At 44.8% G+C, this 22,662-nt stretch carries 15 protein-coding genes; 11 read left to right on the top strand and 4 right to left on the bottom strand.

Features of this window, described 5'->3' with window-relative positions:
• Positions 1-10 precede the first annotated feature (10 nt).
• A complete protein-coding gene (locus ABW391_RS05845) occupies positions 11-613 on the top strand; it encodes an L-threonylcarbamoyladenylate synthase (protein ID WP_353480901.1) in 603 nt (200 codons plus the stop codon).
• Positions 614-636: 23 nt separating this feature from the next.
• On the opposite strand, the gene ABW391_RS05840 is transcribed toward ABW391_RS05845, so the two are convergent.
• Entirely contained in the window at positions 637-2,298 is a 1,662-nt protein-coding gene (locus tag ABW391_RS05840) for a S41 family peptidase (RefSeq protein WP_353480900.1), read from the bottom strand.
• Between the two features lie 171 nt (positions 2,299-2,469).
• On the opposite strand from ABW391_RS05840, the gene ABW391_RS05835 reads away from it, so the two are divergent.
• Both ABW391_RS05835 and ABW391_RS05830 read left to right on the top strand, forming a co-directional pair.
• Positions 2,470-3,111: a Uma2 family endonuclease gene (locus ABW391_RS05835; RefSeq protein ID WP_353480899.1), complete on the top strand. Its 642-nt coding sequence runs from the start codon at positions 2,470-2,472 to the stop codon at positions 3,109-3,111.
• 139 nt (positions 3,112-3,250) lie between these two features.
• A complete protein-coding gene (locus tag ABW391_RS05830) occupies positions 3,251-3,757 on the top strand; it encodes an Lrp/AsnC ligand binding domain-containing protein (protein ID WP_353480898.1) in 507 nt (168 codons plus the stop codon).
• Between the two features lie 68 nt (positions 3,758-3,825).
• Here ABW391_RS05830 and ABW391_RS05825 read toward each other — a convergent pair whose 3' ends face one another.
• Positions 3,826-4,695: a sigma-70 family RNA polymerase sigma factor gene (locus tag ABW391_RS05825; RefSeq protein WP_353480897.1), complete on the bottom strand. Its 870-nt coding sequence runs from the start codon at positions 4,693-4,695 to the stop codon at positions 3,826-3,828.
• Positions 4,696-5,112: 417 nt separating this feature from the next.
• On the opposite strand from ABW391_RS05825, the gene ABW391_RS05820 reads away from it, so the two are divergent.
• The 3 genes from ABW391_RS05820 (at position 5,113) to ABW391_RS05810 (ending at position 11,364) form a co-directional block, all read left to right on the top strand.
• Positions 5,113-5,496 (top strand): START-like domain-containing protein, encoded by a 384-nt coding sequence (locus tag ABW391_RS05820; protein ID WP_353480896.1) that lies wholly within the window; start codon positions 5,113-5,115, stop codon positions 5,494-5,496.
• A gap of 28 nt (positions 5,497-5,524) precedes the next feature.
• Positions 5,525-8,218, top strand: a complete 2,694-nt coding sequence (locus ABW391_RS05815) for a PD-(D/E)XK nuclease family protein (RefSeq protein WP_353480895.1) — start codon at positions 5,525-5,527, stop codon at positions 8,216-8,218.
• A 122-nt stretch (positions 8,219-8,340) separates the two neighbouring features.
• The gene (locus ABW391_RS05810; protein WP_353480894.1) at positions 8,341-11,364 is read left to right on the top strand and encodes a S8 family serine peptidase; all 3,024 of its coding nucleotides are present in this window, start codon (positions 8,341-8,343) and stop codon (positions 11,362-11,364) included.
• A gap of 52 nt (positions 11,365-11,416) precedes the next feature.
• Here the strand turns inward: ABW391_RS05810 and ABW391_RS05805 are convergent, their stop codons facing one another.
• Positions 11,417-12,199 (bottom strand): class I SAM-dependent methyltransferase, encoded by a 783-nt coding sequence (locus ABW391_RS05805; RefSeq protein WP_353480893.1) that lies wholly within the window; start codon positions 12,197-12,199, stop codon positions 11,417-11,419.
• A 194-nt stretch (positions 12,200-12,393) separates the two neighbouring features.
• On the opposite strand from ABW391_RS05805, the gene ABW391_RS05800 reads away from it, so the two are divergent.
• The 5 genes from ABW391_RS05800 to ABW391_RS05780 all read left to right on the top strand — a co-directional run bounded on the left by ABW391_RS05800 (position 12,394) and on the right by ABW391_RS05780 (position 18,915).
• Complete coding sequence (locus ABW391_RS05800) at positions 12,394-12,912, top strand: RNA polymerase sigma factor (protein ID WP_353480892.1); 519 nt, start codon at positions 12,394-12,396, stop codon at positions 12,910-12,912.
• Positions 12,913-12,976: 64 nt separating this feature from the next.
• On the top strand, positions 12,977-13,891 hold the full coding sequence (locus ABW391_RS05795) for a FecR family protein (RefSeq protein ID WP_353480891.1): 915 nt from the start codon (positions 12,977-12,979) through the stop codon (positions 13,889-13,891).
• 198 nt (positions 13,892-14,089) lie between these two features.
• The gene (locus tag ABW391_RS05790; protein ID WP_353480890.1) at positions 14,090-15,247 is read left to right on the top strand and encodes a DegT/DnrJ/EryC1/StrS family aminotransferase; all 1,158 of its coding nucleotides are present in this window, start codon (positions 14,090-14,092) and stop codon (positions 15,245-15,247) included.
• Between the two features lie 9 nt (positions 15,248-15,256).
• A complete protein-coding gene (locus ABW391_RS05785) occupies positions 15,257-16,168 on the top strand; it encodes a glycosyltransferase family 2 protein (RefSeq protein WP_353480889.1) in 912 nt (303 codons plus the stop codon).
• A gap of 83 nt (positions 16,169-16,251) precedes the next feature.
• Positions 16,252-18,915, top strand: a complete 2,664-nt coding sequence (locus ABW391_RS05780) for a TonB-dependent receptor (protein ID WP_353480888.1) — start codon at positions 16,252-16,254, stop codon at positions 18,913-18,915.
• 15 nt (positions 18,916-18,930) lie between these two features.
• On the opposite strand, the gene dnaE is transcribed toward ABW391_RS05780, so the two are convergent.
• On the bottom strand, positions 18,931-22,467 hold the full coding sequence (dnaE, locus tag ABW391_RS05775; RefSeq protein WP_353480887.1) for a DNA polymerase III subunit alpha: 3,537 nt from the start codon (positions 22,465-22,467) through the stop codon (positions 18,931-18,933).
• Between the last annotated feature and the right edge of the window lie 195 nt (positions 22,468-22,662).

Below are 22,662 nucleotides of genomic sequence, written 5' to 3'. Positions count from 1 at the left end.
GAAAGAATTGATGAAGATGACCTTTACCAATGTTAAACACATGGCGCAGCATTACGATTTTGAGGGGACAGAAAAAATTTTGTCATCTGGAGGACTAGTGCTATTGCCCACCGATACGCTGTGGAGTGTTGTTTGCCTGACCAGTCATCCCATATCTCTCAATAGACTTATTCAACTCAAACGTCAAAAGCAAGGAGATAATTTTGAATTACTGGTCAATTCAATTGCAATGCTAAAACGATATGTCACGCATTTGCATCCAAGACTGGAAACACTACTCGCTTATCACCTCCGTCCTTTGACCATGGTTTTTGACAATCCGTGCAATCTCTCCTCCAATGTATTGAACTCCAATGGTCAAATCCACATTCGTGTAGTACAAGATCCTTTTTGTTCTGCACTTTTGGAACAACTCAACGAACCCTTGATCAGCGCTTTTGCCCATATAGAAAACACTATTCCTCCCATCAACTTCGGGGCAATCAGTTCAGAAATAATCCAGGGTGTAGACCATGTGGTCAAGTACAGGCAAAATGACAAAGGCATCGACGAACTACCCGTAATGGTTAAGCTGCTGGAAGACCAGGAAGAATTGGAGTTTATCCGAGAATAAAAAGGAATGATGAATTGACAAAATCATTCGTTATTCATCCTTTTATTTTTTCCTTGAATCGATTTGAGTGCGGCTTGTACCGTAGGATCCTCCTGGTTGAGCACCGTAAAGAATCCTTTGTCGTCAAAGAGGTGCTTGGCAATTCGGGCTTTGATGAATCGAGTGATTTCTCCTTTGGATTTTGCCCAAAATTGAGGCGTTCCGCTCAAGCCATTTTGCGCAGCATAGGTTTGAAAGTCTTTGAAGGTTTGTTCGTTGGGGTTAAATGTTTGCTGAAATGCACTCAATCCCAATTTCTTAAGTTGTTTCCGCTTCGACTCATCCAGGTATTTCAAAACAAATGAGGGAATCATTTGGCGGGCATCGAGAAAGAAAGTACTGAGTTGAACGGTATCCAGGGGGACAAAAACATCGGGAATGATGCCACCACCTCCATAAACAATTCGCCCTTTGGTCGTGTAAAATTTGGTAGAATCTTTAATCGAGATCTTATTGGCGGACAAGAGTTCTCCAGTTTTTATGCGTTCTTCCACATCTCGATCATAGGCTTCAGAGCCTTGATTATAAGACTTTTGAATAGAGCGACCTGAAGGGGTGAAATAGCGCGCGATGGTCAGGCGCAAAGCCGATCCATCCGATAGCTGGTACTGCTCTTGAACCAATCCTTTTCCAAAAGACCGCCTACCGACAATGATGCCCCGATCGTTGTCCTGAATGGCGCCTGCTACGATTTCGCTGGCGGAGGCACTGCCCTCATCAATCAAAACAACGATTTTGTCAATGGGGTAAAAAACCCGACCATTGGAGTTGAACTCGGCACGTTGCGAAGCGCGCCCCTGGGTGTACACCAACAAGTTGCCTTTGTTGGGAAAAAGTTGGCTGAGCATATTGGTGGCCACTTGCATATACCCGCCAGGGTTGCCCCGCAGGTCAAATATCAAATCTTTCATGTGCCCCTGTTCGGAAAGTATGCGCATGGCTTCCAAAAACTCTTTGTCCGTATCCGCCGAAAACCGATTCACTCGGATGTAGCCCACCCGATCACTGATCATATAGGCAACATCTACACTTTTAACTGGAATCTCATCTCGTATAACGGTATATCGGTGCAGCTTTTTTTCGCCAGTACGCAGCACCGATATGTTAACCTTGCTTCCTTTTTCTCCACGCAGCAAGCTGACAATGCTGTGATTCGAAAGTTTATCCCCCACGATGGTTGAATCCCCTACCTTGATGATTTTGTCTCCGGGTAAAATTCCCGCAACTTCAGAAGGGCCACCAGACATGGGAGCCACCACTACTGCCGTATCCTTTACAATCAGGAATTCGACCCCGATTCCATTGAATTTACCATCTAATTGCTCATTTACTTCCTGCAATTCCGATGCCGGGATATAGGACGAGTGGGGATCCAATTGATCCATCAGTTTGTGGATGGCTTCGTCGACCAATTTGTCCCGGTCTACTTTGTCCACATATTTTGCTTCAATGTAGCGGAGCAATTCTTCGATTTTTCCTTCCCGAGATTGGTAATCCCGGTAATTTTTAGCTTTGTTGAAGCTGATGGTGGTCACCGATGAGGACATGCGCATTCCAATCACCATGCCCAACACCAAGGCCAAAGCCAATAGCATTGGCAACCAGATCTGCACTTTATTAATGAAATTATTTGGGCGTGTCAGCATAGTCGATTTAAAAAAGGTTCGATTGAGAAATTTATGCACAAATAAAGTAATGACAAAATTCGCACTTTTATGTTGAAATGGGATTGATTATTTTTTGTTTTGAAATTTCAGCTAAACACAACTTGTATGTTAAATGCAATTTCATTACATTGAAGCCTCAAACGTTGAAGCATGACCAGCGATGTAAAATTTCCACTTACCAATCAGGAACTGGCAGAAATAGGAAAGGGCAATTTGGTGCGGCTACCCGCCACTTGGAGCGAATATTGGGAGATACTCGCCACAGCGGAGTACCGTGCAGATTATTACAACAATGAAATCATTGCCAGTATGAGTTACGAAGGAGATATTCACAGTCATCTTGCAGCCGAGTTCGGTTTTATTCTAAAAACTATTTTTGCTGATTCAAAGCTTTATCGCGTCTACAACAGCAACCGTCCAATCTACAGTCCTGCCTGCAAATCCTTGAAAACTGGTGTATTTAATGCAGATGGAATGGTGGTTGCCTTGCCTTCCGTACCTTACGAATACCAGGCTGGTATGACTGCTGAAACCAATCCGATTCTTTTGATAGAGATTCTTTCGGAAAGCACTCAAAGCTACGATTGGGGCACCAAATTGCCTTGCTACAAAGAAATCCCGTCTTTACAACAAATATTTTTCATCGAGCAATCGCGACCAAGAATTTTTGCGATGGAGCGCGAATCACCCAATCGCTGGTCGGAAACTACCCTTACCGAAGGCGAAGACGCCATTGTTATTCAAGGGTCTTCTATTCCCCTTCAAAAGATCTACCGCGAGTTGTATTTTTAGGTTCAACCCTTAAATTGAAGTGGCTAATTCAACCTTTTTTCAAAAAATATGAAGTATCGAGTAAAAAAATGAAGTAATTTTTGAAAATATTCAAAAATTAAGGACATTTGTTGAATTACTCGAAATCATTTGTGCTTACATGAAAAAAGGAATTGAAATTGATCGGTTAGACAAGCAGATTCTATCCATTCTCATGCGCGATGCAAAAATAGCCTATACCGAAATTGCCAAAAAGCTCTTTGTATCGGGCGGTACGATTCATGTACGCATGAAAAAGCTGGAAGATGTTGGAATTGTAAAGGGACACAGCTTGACCGTAGATTACGGAAAGCTGGGATACGACATTTCTGCCTACTTAGGTATTTACCTGGATAAGAGTTCGTTGTACGAAGAGGTTGCCGAGGAATTGGAAAAAATCCCGGAGGTAGTAGAGGCCCATTACACGACCGGCCTGTACAATATTTTTGCCAGGGTATTCTGTAGGGATACCGCTCACCTGAAGGAAGTGCTACACGATAAGATCCAGAATATTCCCGGTATCCAACGCACCGAAACCTTTATTTCCCTACAGGAAAGCATCAATCGCCCTTTGGAAATCCTGAGTCTGAATGAAGAAGAGGACGAACCATCTAATGATGAGTTATGAGTTATTACACACAATTCTGCATGGCTATGTAGAATTGTGTGCAATAACTCATAACTCATAACTCTTTTCTATCCTCCCAAGTAGTTTTTCAACAACTTGCTGCGGTTGGCTGAGCGCAATTTATTGATGGCTTTATCTTTGATTTGGCGCACACGTTCGCGGGTTAGGCCAAATTTCTCACCGATGTCTTCCAAGGACATGGGATGCTCTACCCCAATGCCAAAATACAATTTGATTACATCGCATTGGCGATCAGTCAATGTACTCAACGAACGTTCGATCTCTCTGCGCAAGGATTCATTGTAATCCAGGCCAGCATCGGTGCTGGGAGTAGTGCTGTTTTCGAGTACATCCAGTAAGGAGTTGTCTTCCCCTTCAACGAAAGGTGCATCCATTGAAACGTGACGTGCTGCTACCCCAAGGGTCGTTTCCACCTCTTCGGTTGGAATCTCCAACAATTCTGCCAATTCCTCAGGAGAAGGTTCTCGTTCAAATTCTTGTTCGAGTTCAGAAAAAGCTTTATTGATCTTATTAAGTGATCCAACTTTATTCAGGGGCAAACGTACAATACGAGACTGCTCAGCCAAAGCTTGCAAAATAGATTGACGAATCCACCACACTGCATAGGAGATGAATTTAAACCCTCGGGTTTCATCAAAACGTTGGGCGGCTTTAATTAGGCCTAAATTGCCTTCGTTAATAAGGTCGCTCAGGGATAAGCCCTGGTTTTGATATTGCTTGGCAACAGAAACAACGAATCGAAGATTGGCTTTGGTCAACTTTTCCAGCGCTGCTTGATCGCCTTGTTTGATCCTCTTGGCTAACTCCACTTCTTCCTCTGGCGTCAACAAATCCACTTTTCCAATTTCCTGCAGGTACTTCTCCAACGACTGGCTTTCCCGGTTCGTGATCGACTTCGTGATCTTAAGTTGTCTCATGCACAATCTTTATTTAGTATTAAGGAACAATTCTTTTCTCTTAGTGGTTTAAAATCGGTACTTCAATGGTAATCTAGGATGCTAGACGTAGAAACAACATCGAGCAACAAGATGTTCTAGGAATTATGGGTTTGGGCAAGGATAGAAAATGGGACCTAAAAATTGAAGTATAACGGGGCTTCGTGCAATCATTTCTGGAGATGGGCGCACCCATTTTTTACAATCGCCCACAAAAATATTGGAATTCCTCGTTACTGTCAAGTAAGTTGGCATAAGTTTCTACATAAATCTATTTCATTTGAAAAAACTTTCAGGATTTGGAATTTCCATTTTTTTACTTTTTATTGTGCGATCTGGTGAAATCAGCTTAGTTTAGCTGATTTGCAGTACTGGAATCATAGAGTTTCGATTGCTTGTATGAAAAGAGCCCAACTTAAACTAGAATACATTTTCCGAGCTTCACCGCAGATTTTGTATCAATTTTTGACCACTCCATCTTGTCTCATCCGGTGGTTTTGTGACAAAGTAGAGATCGACGGTGAAGGCTATACTTTCTATTGGGGAGATTCAACAGATGAAGCTACCGTAGTGGACGACGTGGAAGACGAAGTATTCAGCTTGCGTTGGGAAGGACTTCACGAAGCCAATGAAAAGCTGGAATTCAGAATAACCGAAGCCCCCATCACTGGTGAGACCATTCTTATCCTCAACGATTATTGTGACGAAAACGAATTAAAAGACCAAAAGAGATATTGGGATAAGCAAATGGCTGAACTTCAAATCGCTTCTGGCGGCGGTTGATCCGTACAAAAGTTCTAATATTTTTCGGATGAAGCTTATTTTTGGCTTGGCACTTGATAATCCCTCCTGGCCGCTGCCCCACCATTCAAATGGAGGCTGTCTATGGCTTGGACCCAATGGTTTATTGCAATGGCTAGAGTTTTTTTATGGCTTGGCCGGGCACAAAAACAACAATGAGTACCTCCGCATAGAACAATACCGTCAAGCCATTCGAGTTTTTTTACAGCACACGCCTTCTGCTTTTTTTTCTCGGTCTTTTCAAGCTGATCAATTTGCTACTGCCGCCAACTTGTTGGAACGTCGGGATGAATTGTTGTTGGCGGGCTGGGATTTCCTCCCTGCTTCCCATACACCTGAGCGCTTGCGCTGTATTGCAGCCATCGAACAAATACTTGCTGCTTCAGCGCAAGTATGGCCAGAGGGATTTGCCGATCGTTTTTTGACCCTGGAGCAAAAGATCAATCTTCGATCTTCTCCCCTTCAACAAATCAGTTTCGTTGAACCTGAAACCTTGATTCCGCTTCACTGGAAAAGGTTATTCGGCAGACTCCAGCAGCAAGGCGTTGATTGCGTCCATCCAATGCCTCATCAAGCCTTTGCAGATACTGACCTGGGGCGTTTTCAAGCTTTTTTGGAAGGGGGGGATACCGCTCCAAAAGAATTGACCAATGATGGTACTTTATTGCTATTGAGAGGAAAGCGAGATACCGATCTCGGGAGTTATTTGGCTGCTTTGCTGCGCAAAAACCCTGCATTTGCACCTTGTTTCTTGATTCCTGACAAATCTAGAATCCTTGATGAAGCCTTTATGCAGGAAGGTTTACCCAGTTTGGGTATTCAACCCGCTTCCTTGGCCAGACCAACCTTACAGGCCCTCAAATTGATACCTAATTTTCTGTGGACTCCGGTGGATCCCTACAAAATAATGGAATTTGTCTCCTTGCCCCTCAAGCCTTTGGAGACAGAGCTGGCCAACCGCATTGCCCAACAAATGGCCCAAACTCCTGGAATCCTGGGAGAATCCTGGCAGGCTATGCTCGGCCAATATTTTAGCGAGTTGGACGAAAGGGCAGCGAAAGAATCGGGCATCGACGTTCGAGAAATCCGACAACAATACCGATTCTGGTTTGAGCGGCGGCGTTTTGATGTCTCCGGCAGTGTTCCCAAAGCAGAAGTGGAAGATATTTTTCAGTACCTGTACATCTGGGCAACCAAAACCCTGGAACAAAAGAGCAACAACCCCTCGTTGCTCACTTTGGCAGAGCAAGCCAAGCAAGTTGTGGATTTGTTGCAAACCCTGCCGGAAAAGGAATTGACCCGCCTTGAATTGGAGCGCATTGTACGTACAGTGTACGAACCTGCACCGATGCAAATGAGCTTGCAGGAAGTAGGCCGGTTTCCATACATTCACCAACCCAATGCTTTGACCGCCCCAGTACGCGATTTACTCTGGTGGAATTTCACCCAAAATGAGCCAGATTACTTTTTTTCGCGCTGGTATGATCATGAACGGGATTGGCTACACACCCTGAGCATTCAACTCAACAGCCCGGCTACCCAAAATGCCCTCCTGGGTTTTCAGCGCCGCCATCCAATCTGGATGACCCAACATCGCTTGATTCTGGTAATCCCAGAAACAACTGAAGGAGAAACGATGCTTCCTCATCCATTACTGAGTGACCTGGAGGCATGTTTTGGCAGCCTGGACACGATTAGCACAAGTGAAGACAATCAACGTTTGTCCAGGTATTTTGAGCTTCCTCAAAAGGTCAAGATTCCATTTCGTCAATTGGGCAAACCGGCACCTTTCTTGCAACTCAAGAACCCAGAAAAACTGGTTGAACGTGCAGAAGAAACCTTTACCAGCCTCGAAAGCTTGTTGTATTACCCTTACCAGTGGTTGTTCAGGCACCATATCCGCTTGCGCAAATCTTCGATTTTGAGCATTGTCAAGGACACTACCTTGCTGGGAAATCTTGCCCACCGTTTTTTCCAGAACCTTTTGTTGATTCCAGAGTTAAGCACTTGGAGCAAAGGAGAAGTAGATCGTTGGATTGATCGAGAATCAGAGCGGTTGTTGCACAAAGAAGGAGCGGTTTTGCTTATGTACGGGAAAGAAGCGGAAAGAAAACGCTTTTTGAAAAGACTGAAGTTTGCTGCCTGGAGCCTGGTCAATCTTCTACAAGGCAATGAATGGAGTGTACAAGCCACCGAATTGGTGCTTGAAGGGGAGTTTGCAAACATTAAATTGAATGCACGAGCAGATTTGGTTTTAGCAAGGGAAGCAGAACAAGCCATTTTGGACTTCAAGTGGCGGGGTGGACTGCGCCGCGAGTTGATGATCAAAAATGAAGAGGATTTGCAATTGGCTTTGTACGCGCATTTGCTGGGTGAGGGGGAGGCCAAAATTCATACCGCGTACTTTATCATGGAGAATGGCCGTTTGTTGGCGCGGGATCGTTCTGCGTTCAAAGACATCATTCCGGTTAGCCCAGATTTAGATCCGATCGAGGTGCGGCAACGCATCCTCCAAAAAATTCAAGCCACTTTGCAATGGCGACTGGATCAGGTTAAACGCGGCGAGGTCGAAATCCGCTGTACCCCTACCCTGACGATTCTGGAAAGGCATTATGAGCAATTGGATCTGCTCTCTTTTTTGGAGTTAAAAAACGAAGATGCCCCATTTGATGACTATCGGACTTTGATCAGTTTGGTCGTATAGCTACTTTTGTACATCCTCAGACAAATAATCCTATTCCGTTAAACGTTTTTTGCCTTATTCCTTTGTTTACATCTGAACATTGAAACTTCAAGCCCTTGTCATAATCTTAAAAACGGATAAGCATGTCCTTAATTCATTTACGTCGATTTGATTTTGCATTCTTTTTTTGTGCACTATTGTCATTCTTTTCTTTTTCAGTAAGGATTGTCGCGCAAAGCATCAAGGCATCTAACCTTTCAACTGAGCTTTACTTATCGTTGAATCAACATCCTCAGAACCATTATTTCCATATTTTGGTCACCCTCAAGAGCCAGGTCGATCTTTCGGCCTGGGGTCAAAACGAGCTTCGCAATGCCTCTTCTCGAGATCAGCAAGTTGCTGCTTTGATTGGAGCTTTGCAAAGTAAAGCAGCAGCTACTCAACCAAGATTGCTGGAATGGATGCAATCCTCAACCGAGGTAGAAAAAAACTCGGTAAAAGGATACTGGATTGCCAACCTCATTTCATTAAAGGCCAACGCAACATTCATTGCGGAATTGAGTCAATACCCGGAAGTAGACTGGATCGAAATATTCCCGGAAATGACCATCGAAAACTACCGTTCAGCACCTGCTGCAACCACGCTTGCACCCGGTGGCGTTGAACCCGGCTTGAATGTCATCAATGCCCGAGCACTTTGGCGTCTGGGGTACACTGGATACGGCCGCAAGACCATGATTGTAGATTCTGGACAAGAATACACCCACCCAGCCTTGCGCACCCAATTTGCCTACAATTACGGATCACTGGCTTCCACATACCGCAGTTCCATCGTGGGTGACTTATGTGGCGAACATGGCACCGCGGTAGCCTCCGTCGTTTTAGGGTTGGATCGCTTGACACGAGATACCATCGGGGTAGCATTCAATGCGTTGTGGATCGGGGCGCCATCAGCTTTTCTTGACCCCAATACCGGCAAGCTTTGCCCCCTGGAAGGCATTCAAACCAATAACCTGGAGGTACTGCAATGGGCATTGAATCCAGATGGAAACAGCGGTACCTCAAGTGATGTCCCGGATGTAGTCAACAATTCCTGGGGCAATATCAGTTCGAGTGAAGAATGCCGGAGTGGTTTCCGCACCGTGGTTCAATCACTTGATGCTGCGGGTATCGCCGTCGTGTTTTCAGCAGGCAATTCTGGACCGGGGGCATCAACGGTAAAATTGCCGGGCGGTTTGAACCTCGATTTGGTGGTTCCTATGTCGATCGGATCGATCAATGGCAACAATGCGAACTATCCCATCTCAGATTTTTCATCCCGCGGACCAACGGTATGTGGCCGGGATGGCAGTTTTTTGATCAAGCCAGAAGTTGTTGCTCCTGGCGAAAACGTACGCGCAGCCAATCTGAATGGCTCGTATACCCAATTGTACGGCACTTCTTTTTCTGCGCCATATGTCACCGGCGCTATTTTGCTACTCAAAGAAGCTTTCCCCAAATTGAGTGGCCGTCAAATTGCACTTTCGCTTTACAATTCAGCCAGGGACTTGGGACCAACTGGCGAAGACAATGACTACGGCAAAGGCTTGATTGATGTGGGGGCAGCTTACAATTGGCTCATTGCCCAGGGTTTTCAACCCACCCCACCCGTAAAGGCCAGCAATGATGTAATTCAAATTCAAGCCAAACCAAGAATTTATGGTTGTGATGGCAAAGCTTATTTGGAGGTCACTTTTGAAAACAGTGGAGCAGATACCTTGCGAAACTTGGATATCGTGATTCGCAGAGAGGGTCAAACCGCAGTTTTATCCCAGAATCGTTGGACGGGAAAATTGGCTCCAGGAAAAAATACCACTTACTTTTTTACACCTTTCAATGCGCCATTGGGCCGTTACGTAGTAGAAGTAGAGTTGCGCAATCCAAATGGATTTGCCGACTTGCGCTCTTTGAACAACCAAATGAAGACCTATATCAATGTCAGTCCTTTGCCTCAACTCCCAGATGCCTCAGCTTCAGCAATCAACATTTGTGCAGGAAGCGAAGCTTTAGTGAGCAGCAATTATGAGGGAGAGGGAACTGTGCGCTGGTTTAACAAAAATACGGGCGGAACCGTGCTTGGTACGGGAAAAACTTATGCTACCGGAGTGCTTACCAAAGATACCGTTTTGTTTGCGGAATTGACCTACAACAAATTCACAGGACTATTGGACCAGACTGGAAGAGAGGTGGTGTACAATGATTCCGTCGGAGGAATTTTATTTGATTCGTACTATGATTTCATCCTCAAGTCGGTGACCATTTTCCCCAACCGAACGGGTCTGCGTTTTTTCACCTTGCGCAACGGCAATGGACAATTGCAAACCACCAGCTACCGGGTAAGTAAAGTCGGCGAACAAAAGGTGCCGCTGAATTTCAAAGTAAGCCCTGGTTCCAATCATGTTCTGGAATTGACCCGCGGCGGAGAATTGTCCATCGTGAAATCCAACTCTACTTATCCAATTGTCATCTCCGATGTTTTGGCTATAAAAGGCACCAACAATACCGATGGGGCAGAAGATTATCCTTATTTTTTCAATTGGGAGATTGAGTATGGTTACCCTTGTGGCCGTACCCCCGTTTTCATCGATGTCAGCGCTAGTACATCAAGCCCTCAAGCTCAGTTTTCAACTTCAAGCAGCAGCATTCAAATCAATAAAACATTAAATTTCAAAGATTTATCAACCAATGCCACTGAAGTCCATTGGGATTTTGGCAACGGACAAAGCAGCTCTGATCGCAATCCCAGTACGATATATTCAACTCCGGGGAAATACCAGGTTGCCCTGAGTGCTACCAATCTGGATGGCTGCAGTGATGTACTGGTAAAAACCATTCAAGTAGATTTGGTCAGTTCAACCCAAGAACAAGATGAATTGAGTTATCGCCTGGGTATTTTTCCTAACCCGACTCAGGATCTGATCAACATCGAATTCAATCTGGACCGCACCCGAACCGTTAGGCTAAGTATCGTCAACGCAACGGGTCAAATCATTCGCTCAGAAAATTTGGGAGAACGCAGTTCCGGGATTCAACAACTTTCGATGGGCCAATTGCCTGCCGGAGCCTACTGGTTGCTTTTTGATGTGGATGGAACAAGGGTGGCCAAGCCTCTGCGGGTTATCCGCTAAGGTTTTATAAGCTGATAAGATAGGGATGAATGCACCTTGCTCTTGTTCATCCCTATTTTATGAAGGTGATACAGAGGTGCTTGTGGAGCAAAACAATCGGATTGGTGTTCAATTTGTACTGGCTGCGCAACACTTGCTTTTCTGCTTCACTTTCTGTTTTTCGCAAAGTTCGTTGTAAGGTCAACCAGGAACGCAAATACAGAAAGGGAGCGGCAAACAAAAAAACCAACAATGCAGATATACTGAGTACGTTAGGATGAACGCTTTCAATTTTCAAACCTGCAAGTCCAGCCAGGCTGCGCAATCGCTGCACTCCGCACAAGAAAAAGCGCCCCAAATAGACGTGCTTGTCATCGTATCCTACAATTCCATTGTATTCATTTGGCAAGAAGATTTTATTGGATTCCGATTCCAACCAGAAATAAGTCAAGCGGTTTTTTAAATTGCTTTGATTGGGCATCGTGACAATGAGCTTTCCACCTGGTTTTAGAATGCGCGCCAATTCGCGTAGCAGATGCAGTTGATCGGCAATACTTTCTACGTTTTCCATAAACAAGACATAATCCGCATATTCAGACTGAATCGGAAGTGTTTCATTGAGGTCAGCTTGGGTACAGGTTAATTCCGGGTACTGGAAAACTTCTGGGTGTAAATCATAAGGTTCCACTAAGGCACCTGCTTGTAGGCAAAGCATCGACACAAACCCAGAGCCCGCTGGGACATCGATCAAAATTTTGTCTTTTACGGGTTCATTTTTTAAGTACTGATCGATGAATTGAAGTGCGTTCACCCTGGAATGAGGTACACTTTTGAAGTCTAATGGTTGATTTGCCATGCCCAATTTTACGTTTTGTGCTTTGTGGAGAAAAACTGTCGTTTTACCGCTCCAATGTAAGAAGTCTATGCAATTGTAAAAAATAGGAAATCAAATTGCTTTTTCGAATTTGTTGTATTTTATTTAGCAGTTTGATGATTACCGCGTAATTTTGATTTGTTTTCATCTAGCATTCAATCTGAACCACTTTTTTTGTGTCAAACCCAACATTCAGCTCAACTTGTGAAGAAAAAACTTACGAAGACCTGTTCCATTTGCACGGACAGGCGATTCGCAATTATTTATATTACAAAAGTGGTTCTATTCAACTGGCAGAAGATTGGTTACAAGAGGCTTTTTTGAAATTGTGGCAAGAGTGTGATAAAGTTCCTCCTGAAAAGGCGCGTTCGTTTTTGTTCACCGTCGCAAATAATCTTTTCCTGGACTATGTTCGGCATGAAAAAATAGTGTTGAATTTTGCCCAGCAATCGCATTCAGAAAACCAAAATACGGACAATCCGGAAGTGTTGTTGGAGGCAAAAGATTTACAAAAAAAACTACTCAGTGCCATCGCATCCCTGCCTGAACATCAGAGGGTCGTTTTTTCAATGAATAGATTTGATGGGATAACTTATTCAGAAATAGCTGAAATTCTGGATATAAGCGTTAAAACGGTTGAAAAAAGAATGCACAAGGTGCTGATTGCGTTGCGACATATTTTGCATTCATTTTAGCAGATTTAAGTAGGGTGATTCCTTTTTAGATCGTTCTAATTCTGATCATTCATTTAATTTTCAAATGTTTAGAGACGATACATTTTTGGCAAGGTGGTTGTCTGGAAATCTTTCAGACTCAGAGCAACAGGAATTCGAACGAAACCCTGATTACCAGGCCTATGTTAGTCTGGTAAACACCATAGATACACTTAAGCCCCCCGCTTTTGATGAAGAGAAATCATTGCAAAATTTGCGCAAAGCATTAGCCGAAAATGCTGCTTCTTCGCGACCATTAGCTTATTTACCTAAGCTAGTGGCTGTTGCGGCGGTAGGACTGCTGTTTCTTTTCATTTGGTTTTTGCTTCCCAATAAAAGCATTGAATTGCAGACCAATCCAACTGAAATAAAAAAGGTTACTTTGCCGGATGGATCACAGGCCACCTTACAGCCTTCCTCTGAAGTTCATTATCGACTCAAGCATTGGCCAAAAAATCGTCAACTAATTTTAAAGGGAGAAGCATTTTTCAAGGTCAGAGCAGGTAGCAAGTTTACAATTCAGGTTCTCGGAAGCAAAATAGAAGTTTTAGGTACCTCTTTCAATGTAATAACTCAGGATAGTGCCCTGGCGGTGCAATGTTTTTCAGGCAAAGTCAGAGTCATTGCCCATCCAGTCAAGACTCAAGCATTTGTACTGGAAGCTGGTGATTTTGTCCAGATCCATACCCCAAAAGACAAGCCCCTTCGCTCTTCCGCAACTAGCTTACCCATCCTCACCCAGGGAGAATGTAACTTTTATGCCGCTTCGCTAGCCGAAGTCTTAACCAAAATCGAATCGCAGTTTAAAGTAATCATACCCAACAAAGAAAACTTCCGCTCCCGCCGTTTTACCGGGGTTTTTCGCAATGGGGATTTGGAAATGGCCATTAGGATGGTTTGTATTCCTATGGAATTGACGTACGAGATAAAAGATAAGCGTGTTATAATTTCCGAAAATTGATTTTGAAAAAAACCTCCCTCATTGACCATCTTTACAAAAACTAAAAAAATTTCACTTTTTCTCAACTCATGGTAGGGTTTAAGCCGTCTGATCCGTTGTATTCCGCCCATTGGTTTCATTTTTGATTTTGCATTCACATAAAGAAAACATTGGGTACAAGGGAATTATTTGGTGTGCATTTTGTTAATTACCAAGTCTATGATCAAGGAAATCAAGGAGAAACCAATGAATGAGTTGCCATTAATGGAAACTCAAGAGGGAATTGTACTTTTTTATCCCAATATCCCTAAAAATGCGAGTCAGGCGGTCACTGAAGTATTGAGTACCCGATGGATTGGTCAAGGCCCGAAAGTAGATGAATTTGAAAAAAGGTTTCAGGCAAAATTTACAGATCCATGTACCTGTATCGCAGTGGGTTCTGGTACTGATGCGCTTCATTTGGCCTACATTCTGGCAGGTTTGGAAGAAGGAGATGAGGTCATAGCACCCGTTTTTACTTGTACGGCTACCAATATCCCGTTTTTGTACATGGGGGTAAAGATTGTTTTTGCAGACGTAGACGAAAACTTGAACATTGACGTCAACCATGTTGCTTCACTGATTACCCCCAAAACCAAAGCCATCGTCTGCGTGCATTATGGTGGTTTGCCTTGTGACATGAGTACGTTGTGGGCTTTGGGCAAAGAACACCATATTGCCATTATCGAAGACGCTGCTCACGCCATCGGTGCAAAATACCAAGGCCAATACATTGGTAGTCAAAGTGACTTTACCATTTTCTCTTTTCAAGCCATCAAGCACATCACCACTGGAGACGGAGGCATGCTGGTGATCAAAGATCGTTCTTTGATTGAGAAAGCCAAGCGCATTCGTTGGTTTGGAATCGACCGCAGCAGCAAGCAAAAAGGCATCTGGGAAAATGACATTACCGAAGTGGGGTACAAATACCAGATGAACGATATTGCCGCAAGCATTGGCCTGGCTGGTTTGGCCGAATTTGACGACCATTTGGCCCACCGTCAGAAACTGTACAAGTTGTATTGCAATTTGCTTGAAAACACCCCCGGAATCAGGATAATTGGTAAGAATTATACGGATCGTGAACATGCGGCATGGTTACTTACCGCAGAAGTTGATGATCGGGAGCGCTTGATTGTCCACTTGCGCAATCACAGCATTGAATCCGCCCAGGTACATTATCGGAACGATCGGTATTCGATCTTTGGGGGACGGGTAGAAGGTAAATTTCCCAAAATGGATGCGATCGAAGAACGCTACATCGTACTCCCGCTTCACGCCAAAGTAACCGAAGCCAATGTCGAATCCATTGCCGAGGTATTAAAAAAAGGATGGTAACCTAATTTTATGAATTTTATTTACAACAAGGTTGCGCTGGATTTTGAGCCTGTTTTTTCGATTTTGATTCCATCCTGGAACAACCTGGCCTATCTGAAATGTACGGTCGATAGTATTCGGAAAAACAGTGCGCTTCGCCATCAAATCGTCGTACACATCAACGAAGGGCTGGATGGCTCAGAAGAATGGGTTAAATCCCAAAATGACCTGAGTTACAGCAAAAGTAGCGGCAATTGTGGCGTTTGTTATGGATTCAATGCAGCCTCCCACCTGGCGACATCAGAATACCTGGTCTTTATCGACGACGACATGTACCTCTGCCCGGATTGGGACAAATACCTTTGGGAAGAAATCAAAACCCGTACCGACGACAAATGGTGCATCAGTAGCACCATGATTGAGCCATTTGACAAAGGAAATCCCTGCGTGATTGCCAACAAACCATACGGCTTACACCCCGAAGAATTCGAGGAAGCGCGGTTTTTAAACGATTATGCAAATTTTGAAAAAGCAGACTGGAACGGAAGTCAGTGGTATCCCATGGTATTGCCTACCGCCGTTTATCGGGTAGTAGGCGGATTGAGTATTGAATTTACTCCGGGAATGTACAGTGATCCTGATTTTATGATCAAACTCTGGCATTATGGGATTCGGTATTACAAAGGGATCAGCAAGAGCCGGGCGTATCATTTTGGAAGCAAAACCACGGCTCGGGTAAAACGCAATGACGGTCGCAGCATGTTCATCCTCAAATGGGGCATGAGCAGCAACACGTTTTTCAGCAATTACCTTAAAATTGGAACTTCTTTTTTAGGTGACTTGCCAGAAACGACTGAAACTACCTCCCTTGACTGGAAAAAACGCCTGGATCGCTGGAAAGTAAAATTAAAGAAACGATTCATACCTTTATCCAACCGCTAGAAAAGCTTTATTAGAAAAAAAAATGAAAATGAGCGCTCTGCTCTGGGTATTTTCTTCATTTTTGTACCATGAAGTAGAATTCCATGCAGCGTTTCATTCCGTTTCTATGTTTATTTCTTGTTATATCATCATTTTCAAGCGCCCAGTCAGCTCTTGAGATTACTGCTCATTTCCAAAAAACGCCACTTTCCAAGGTTTTTTCTAAACTGCAAGGAAAATATCCGCTCACTTTTTCCTACGACAATGATTTGGTGCAAGGCATTGTTGTTCAAGCGGATTTCATCAAGCAACCCCTCAAATTTGTCTTGCAATCCATTCTTACGGAACAGGGATTGGATTACGAATTGGTTGATCAACAATATATCCTGATCAAAAGGCTGCGCACGCCCGCAATACCTAAAGAAGTACCAATTCCCACCACCACCTTTTGTGGCAGAGTCCTAAATGAAAATACTGGCGAGCCTCTCCAAGGCGCAGTTGTGGCATTGAGCAGCGGATTGTATGGAATGGTTACCAACCACGAAGGAAAATTCCACTTCAGCAGTACATTTATGCCCAACGACACCCTTTTCATTAGTTATTTGGGGTACCAAAGTGTAAAAATACCCGTGTTGCACGCTGGGGCAAGTCCGTGTAGGGATGTATACCTCTCTCAGTCCATCCAGTGGATGAAAGAAGTAGAAGTTAGAGACTTTGCTACGGATATGCTCAATTTCGATACCTTGAGCAACGCAGTAGCGTTTCGTCCAGAACGGATTCCAATTTTGCCTGGCTGGGGTGAGCCAGATGTTTCAAGATTGTTGTTGCTCCTGCCCGGAGTAAACAATACCGATGAGGGCGTTGGAAACCTAAGCGTTCGGGGCGGTACTCCTGACCAGAATCTGATCCTATGGGACAAAATTCCGATTTACCATACTGGCCATTTTTTTGGCCTTTACGATGCCATTAATCCCTATGTTGTCCAAAAAGTAGATTTTTTTGGCGGCAATTTTAGTGCCAACTATGGTGGGCGCACGGCCAGTGTGATCGATATAGCCGCAAAGCCCCAATTCAACGATGGAAAATGGCATGGCACGGCGGGATTTAATCTACTACACGCTTATGGTTTTTTAGAAGCCCCCGTAATCCGCAACAAAGTGCAGCTGATGTTTGCTTGCCGAAGGTCGTATTCTGATTTGATGCAAAGCAATACTTACCAAAACCTTTTCAATCAGGTATTTCAGAATGGGCGAGTGATGTCAGAAAGGGAAGGCCACAACCCCAGGGACAGTACGGTCAAATGGCAGCCCAATTTTTTTTACTTTGACATCAATGCCAAATTTTTGTGGGATATATCCCGGAAGCATCAGCTTTCAGCTAGTTTGTATCAGGGCAAAGACCAACTCGATTACTATTACCGATACAGTGATGTGGATTATTTTTTCGCGAGTAAAGACCGTTTGTCCACCGAAAATCTGGGCTTCAGTACTCAATATGCTGGCCAATGGTCTAAAAAACTCAAACTGGATTATTCCCTGGCTACCAGTCGATTTCAAAACTATTACAGTTATACATATGGCTGGGATCGAACCCGTCCCAAAGAATACTTCCACCGCCAGTTCAATAAACTAGAAGATGTAACCGTCAAACTCAACCATCGTTTCGAATTTTCGGCAAAAGCAAACCTTTCTTTTGGATACCAATTTTCTCACTATGCCCACCAAATCCGATTTCGGGACATCGCACTTGGCGATCCCCAACGTGGCAACCGTTATCGAGATAGTACAGCCTCCGGATTGCATACACTTTTTGTGGAGTCGAGGATACATTTCAGGCAAAATTGGCTTTTACAGGTAGGACTACGAGGGAATTATTACCAAGCACACCAGCATTTCTATAGTGAACCCCGGCTGCTTTTGCAATGGGCAATCCCTGAATCTTCTTGGCGAATTCAGGCTTCTTTTGGTCAATATTATCAATTCTTATTTCAAAGTTTGCAGTGGAACAGCGTGGGCGTAGGAGCTCCTTTCTGGCAGGCATCTGGACTGGGAATCCCTGCTCAACATACTTGGCAAAGAGCCTTGGGGGTACAATACGACAAACCCGGGTTATACTTGCGGGTAGAAGCTTATCTGAAAAAGCTCAATGGACTCGCTTCTGAAACCCTCAGGCTAAAACCAGAGCAAGAAAACCCTTATTCTTTTGATGGCACCAGTCGCGCGCGCGGAATCGATGTTTTGCTGCGCAAAACCTGGCATCCTTACAGTTTTTGGATGTCTTATTCGCTCAGCAAAGTAACCCAACGGTTTCCTGGACTAAATTTTAACGCAGCTTTTCCCTCCCAACGGGATGTGCGCCACAACTTGCGATTGGTAAACATGTATACTTTGCACAATTTCGATTTTTCCTTGAATTTCAATTACCGCTCTGGTCAGCCGTATACCGCTCCAGACACGATTTTTCAAGTAGAGTGCAGCGATTGTGTCAATGGCTACACCCAAAAATTGGGCTACCAGCGATTGAATACCAAACGATTGAATGAAGTCATCCGCCTGGATTTTGCGGTCAATTGGAAATGGAGACATCCCGGCTGGGAAGCACGCATTGGGCTTTCCATCTACAACCTCCTGAATCGGGTCAATATCCTGGACAAGGATTTTGTACTCGACCTCCCCCCCATCAACCGTCCTCAAATTGGTTCTTTGCGGGAAATCAATCGCCGGGCGGCAGGTCTTACCCCAAATTTGGTGGTTCAGATCCGGTTTTAAGAAAAGAGATCTCCCTCAATTCAGCACATACTCCAGCCCCAATCGCCCCAACTCCCGGATAAAATCATTGTCTGCATTCACCTTCCGATCCAGCGATACCATGTTGACTTTCATCTTGGCGCTGTGATCCAGGATTTCTATTTTAAATTTATGCGGCCCGGTATGGGTACGACAAAGTCCTTCTAGTTCAGTAATGATGGTATCCGTGATGCGCTCCAGTGGCAATTTTAGGGTAATTGACTCCGTCATACTCAAGGCAATACCTTCCAGCAGGCGCACTTCCAGTACTTTAAAGTCCATTTCGCCATCGTCTTTCCAACCCTTTTGAAAACGGCCTTTCACAAAAATGGCAATGCCATCGGTAAGCAAATGCCGAAACTTCTGATAGTCTTCACCAAAAAGCTTGATTTCATAAATACCGGTATAGTCACTGATTTCGAAAATCCCCCAGCCGTTGCCGTTTTTACTGACTCTATGGATGGTTTTGGTCACCATGCCTCCCACTTGTAGGGTTGGTTTGTTTTGGTGATTGCTGATCGAATCGATGGTACAGGTCATGAAATGCTCAATCTCTACCCGGTAATCATCCAAAGGGTGGCCAGAGATGAAGATCCCGGTTACGTCTTTTTCTTTATTGAGCTTCTCCAACAAAGACCATTGTTCCACTTGAGGTATGGGGGGTTCGGGTAGCATGATCGAGTCACTCATGTCACCAAAAAGCGAATTGGCTGATTGGGAATGAGTTGCACGTACAGCACTGGCAAACTTGATGGCGTGCTCAAGTAGTGTTTCATATTTATCAGATGGAGCAAAATACTGTGCCCGGTGCGTACCTTCAAAACAGTCAAATGCGCCGCCATGCGCCAGACTTTCCAGGGCTTTTTTGTTGACCGCCTTCATTTGTAGCCGGCGCAGCATTTCAAAAAGGCTCTTAAAAGATCCATTCTTGCGTTCCTCCAAAATTTCTTCCACTGGCCCCTCTCCTACCCCTTTCAGTGCTGACATACCAAAACGGATGGCACCTTCCTTGTTGACCGAAAAATCCATTTCCGATTCATTCACATCCGGGCCAAGTACCGGAATTCCCCCCCGTCGGCATTCTTCCAGGAAGAAGGTGATTTTACCAATGTCGTTTTTGTTGTGCGTGAGTACCGAGGCCATAAACTCGCCAGGATAATGCGCTTTGAGGTAAGCCGTTTGGAAAGCCACGAATGCATAACACGTCGAGTGGGACTTATTAAAGGCATAGGAGGCGAAAGCTTCCCAGTCTTTCCAGATTTTTTCCAATTTGTCTTTGGGGTGGTTGCGTGCGGTCCCCCCCTCCAAAAACTTGGGATACATTACATCCAGGTCAGCTTTGAGTTTTTTACCCATCGCCTTGCGCAACTTATCGGCCTGGCCTTTGGTGAAACCCGCCAGTTTTTGCGACAGCAACATCACCTGCTCCTGGTATACGGTGATGCCATAAGTATCTTTTAGGTATTCTTCGCAATCTGGCACATCATAAGTGATGGGTTCGCGGCCATGCTTGCGCGCAATAAAGTTGGGGATGTATTCCAATGGCCCCGGGCGGTACAGGGCGTTCATAGCGATGAGGTCTTCAAAAGTAGTCGGCACCAATTCCTTCATGTACTTCTGCATGCCCGTACTTTCATACTGAAAGATACCGACCGTTTCACCGCGTTGGAAAAGCTGATAGGTCTCTTCATCTTCGAGCGGCACCTCATCCACATCCAGCTTAACCCCATGGTTTTTTTCGATCATCGACACCGCATCCTTGATGATGCTGAGGGTTTTGAGCCCCAAAAAGTCCATTTTGAGCAAACCTGCTGATTCGGCTACCGAGTTGTCAAACTGGGTGATGTACATCTCCGAATCCTTGTCTACCTTGACCGGAACATACTTCGTGATGTCATCTGGAGTGATCACCACTCCGCAAGCGTGAATGCCGGTATTGCGCACCGAACCCTCCAATTTACGTGCAGTTTGGATCATCTGGCCGATTTGATCTTTGCCATCGGCCAATTGACGGAATTGGTAGGCTTTTTCTACGTCTTCCGAATTGAGTTCGCTTTTGAGTTTGGGGTCGATGTCATCTTTGGCCAGTACCTTGCCCAGAGTCGCTTTGAGGTGGAGTGGAAAAGTTTTGGCCACCTTGTCCACTTCGGAGAGGTGAATGTTCATCACCCGGCCAACGTCCCGCAGGGAAGACTTGGCGGCCATGGTGCCGTACGTCACGATTTGCGCCACCTGGTTGCGGCCATATTTATCGATCACGTAATCGATGACCTGCTGGCGGCCCACGTCGTCAAAGTCGATGTCAATATCGGGCATGGACACCCGCTCCGGATTGAGAAAGCGTTCAAAAAGCAAATCGTACTTGATGGGGTCTACGTTGGTGATGCCGATACAGTAGGCCACAGCTGATCCTGCCGCAGAACCACGGCCAGGGCCAACCGATACGCCCATTTGGCGAGCAGTAGTGGTAAAATCCTGCACAATGAGAAAGTAGCCAGGATAGCCGGAATTCTTGATGACCTGCAACTCAAAGTCCAAACGCTCTTGAATGGCCGGCGTAATGTGTTTGTAGCGGCGTACCGCTCCTTCCAACGTCAAATGCCTCAGGTACGCGTCCTGAGTATCAAAACCTGGCGGCAAAGGGAACGCTGGCAACAAAACCTCGCGTGCCAAATCCAGAAAATCGACTTTATCCGCAATTTCGATGGTATTGTCCAGTGCCTGCGGGACATCCGCAAACAACTGTCCCATTTCCGCTTTGGTTTTGAAGAAAAAATCGGAACTGGGAAATTTAAAGCGCCCTTCCTCTTCGAGGTACGAGCCAGTGTTGACACAAAGCAGGATATCGTGCGGCAACCAATCATCTTCATTCACGTAGTGCGAATCATTGGTGGCGATGACCTTTCGGTTGTATTTTTTGGCAAAGCCCAGCAGGGTTTGGTTAATGTCTTCCTGGCTGACACCACTGCCATCGATGTTTTCGAGGCCGCGGTGGCGTTGAATTTCAATGTAATAATCATCCCCAAACAGGTCGATCCACCAACGCAATTGTTTTTCTGCTTCTTCCAGTTTACCTTGCAAAATCAACTGCGGAACCTCCGCCCCGATGCAACAGCTGCTGGCAATCAGGCCTTCACTGTATTGCACCAGCAACTCCCTGTCGATACGTGGATATTTGCCGTACAAGCCTTCGATAAAGCCCAGAGAGCAAAGTTTGGATAGGTTTTCGTAGCCTTTGGCATTTTTGGCCAAGAGCAATTGGTGGTAGCGGTCATCAAATTCCCCTTTGGCCCGCGAGAACGCTTTTTGATGCCGATTCTTGACCAGGTAAAATTCGCAACCAACGATTGGCTTGATGTTGCGTTTTTTGGCTTCGGCCACAAATTTAAATGCCCCGAACATGTTGCCGTGGTCGGTTAGTGCAACGGCAATTTGCCCATCCTGTACGGCTTTGTCCATCATAGTGGTGATAGAGGAAGCGCCGTCTAACAATGAAAATTGGGTATGACAGTGGAGGTGCAGAAAATCGGGCATTTTGTTTAGTTATTGGCAGTCAGAAGCTTAACCAAATCGGTTTAAAAAGAATTGAATCGCATTGGAAAGATACAGACTTTTTTAAAAAAATTCAGCTTTGAAAAATGGCATTAGTAGTGGGGTGAAAATAAGTGATCATTTTTCCTGAGCCAGAGGATTAGATAAGACTCTTGAAATGAAACGCTTTCTTATCTA

The organism is Haliscomenobacter sp., assembly GCF_040403615.1.
In the GTDB taxonomy this organism is placed as follows: Bacteria; Bacteroidota; Bacteroidia; order Chitinophagales; family Saprospiraceae; genus Haliscomenobacter.
Note: the sequence above shows the minus strand (reverse complement) of the source record. Positions and strands in the feature narration are given on the sequence as shown.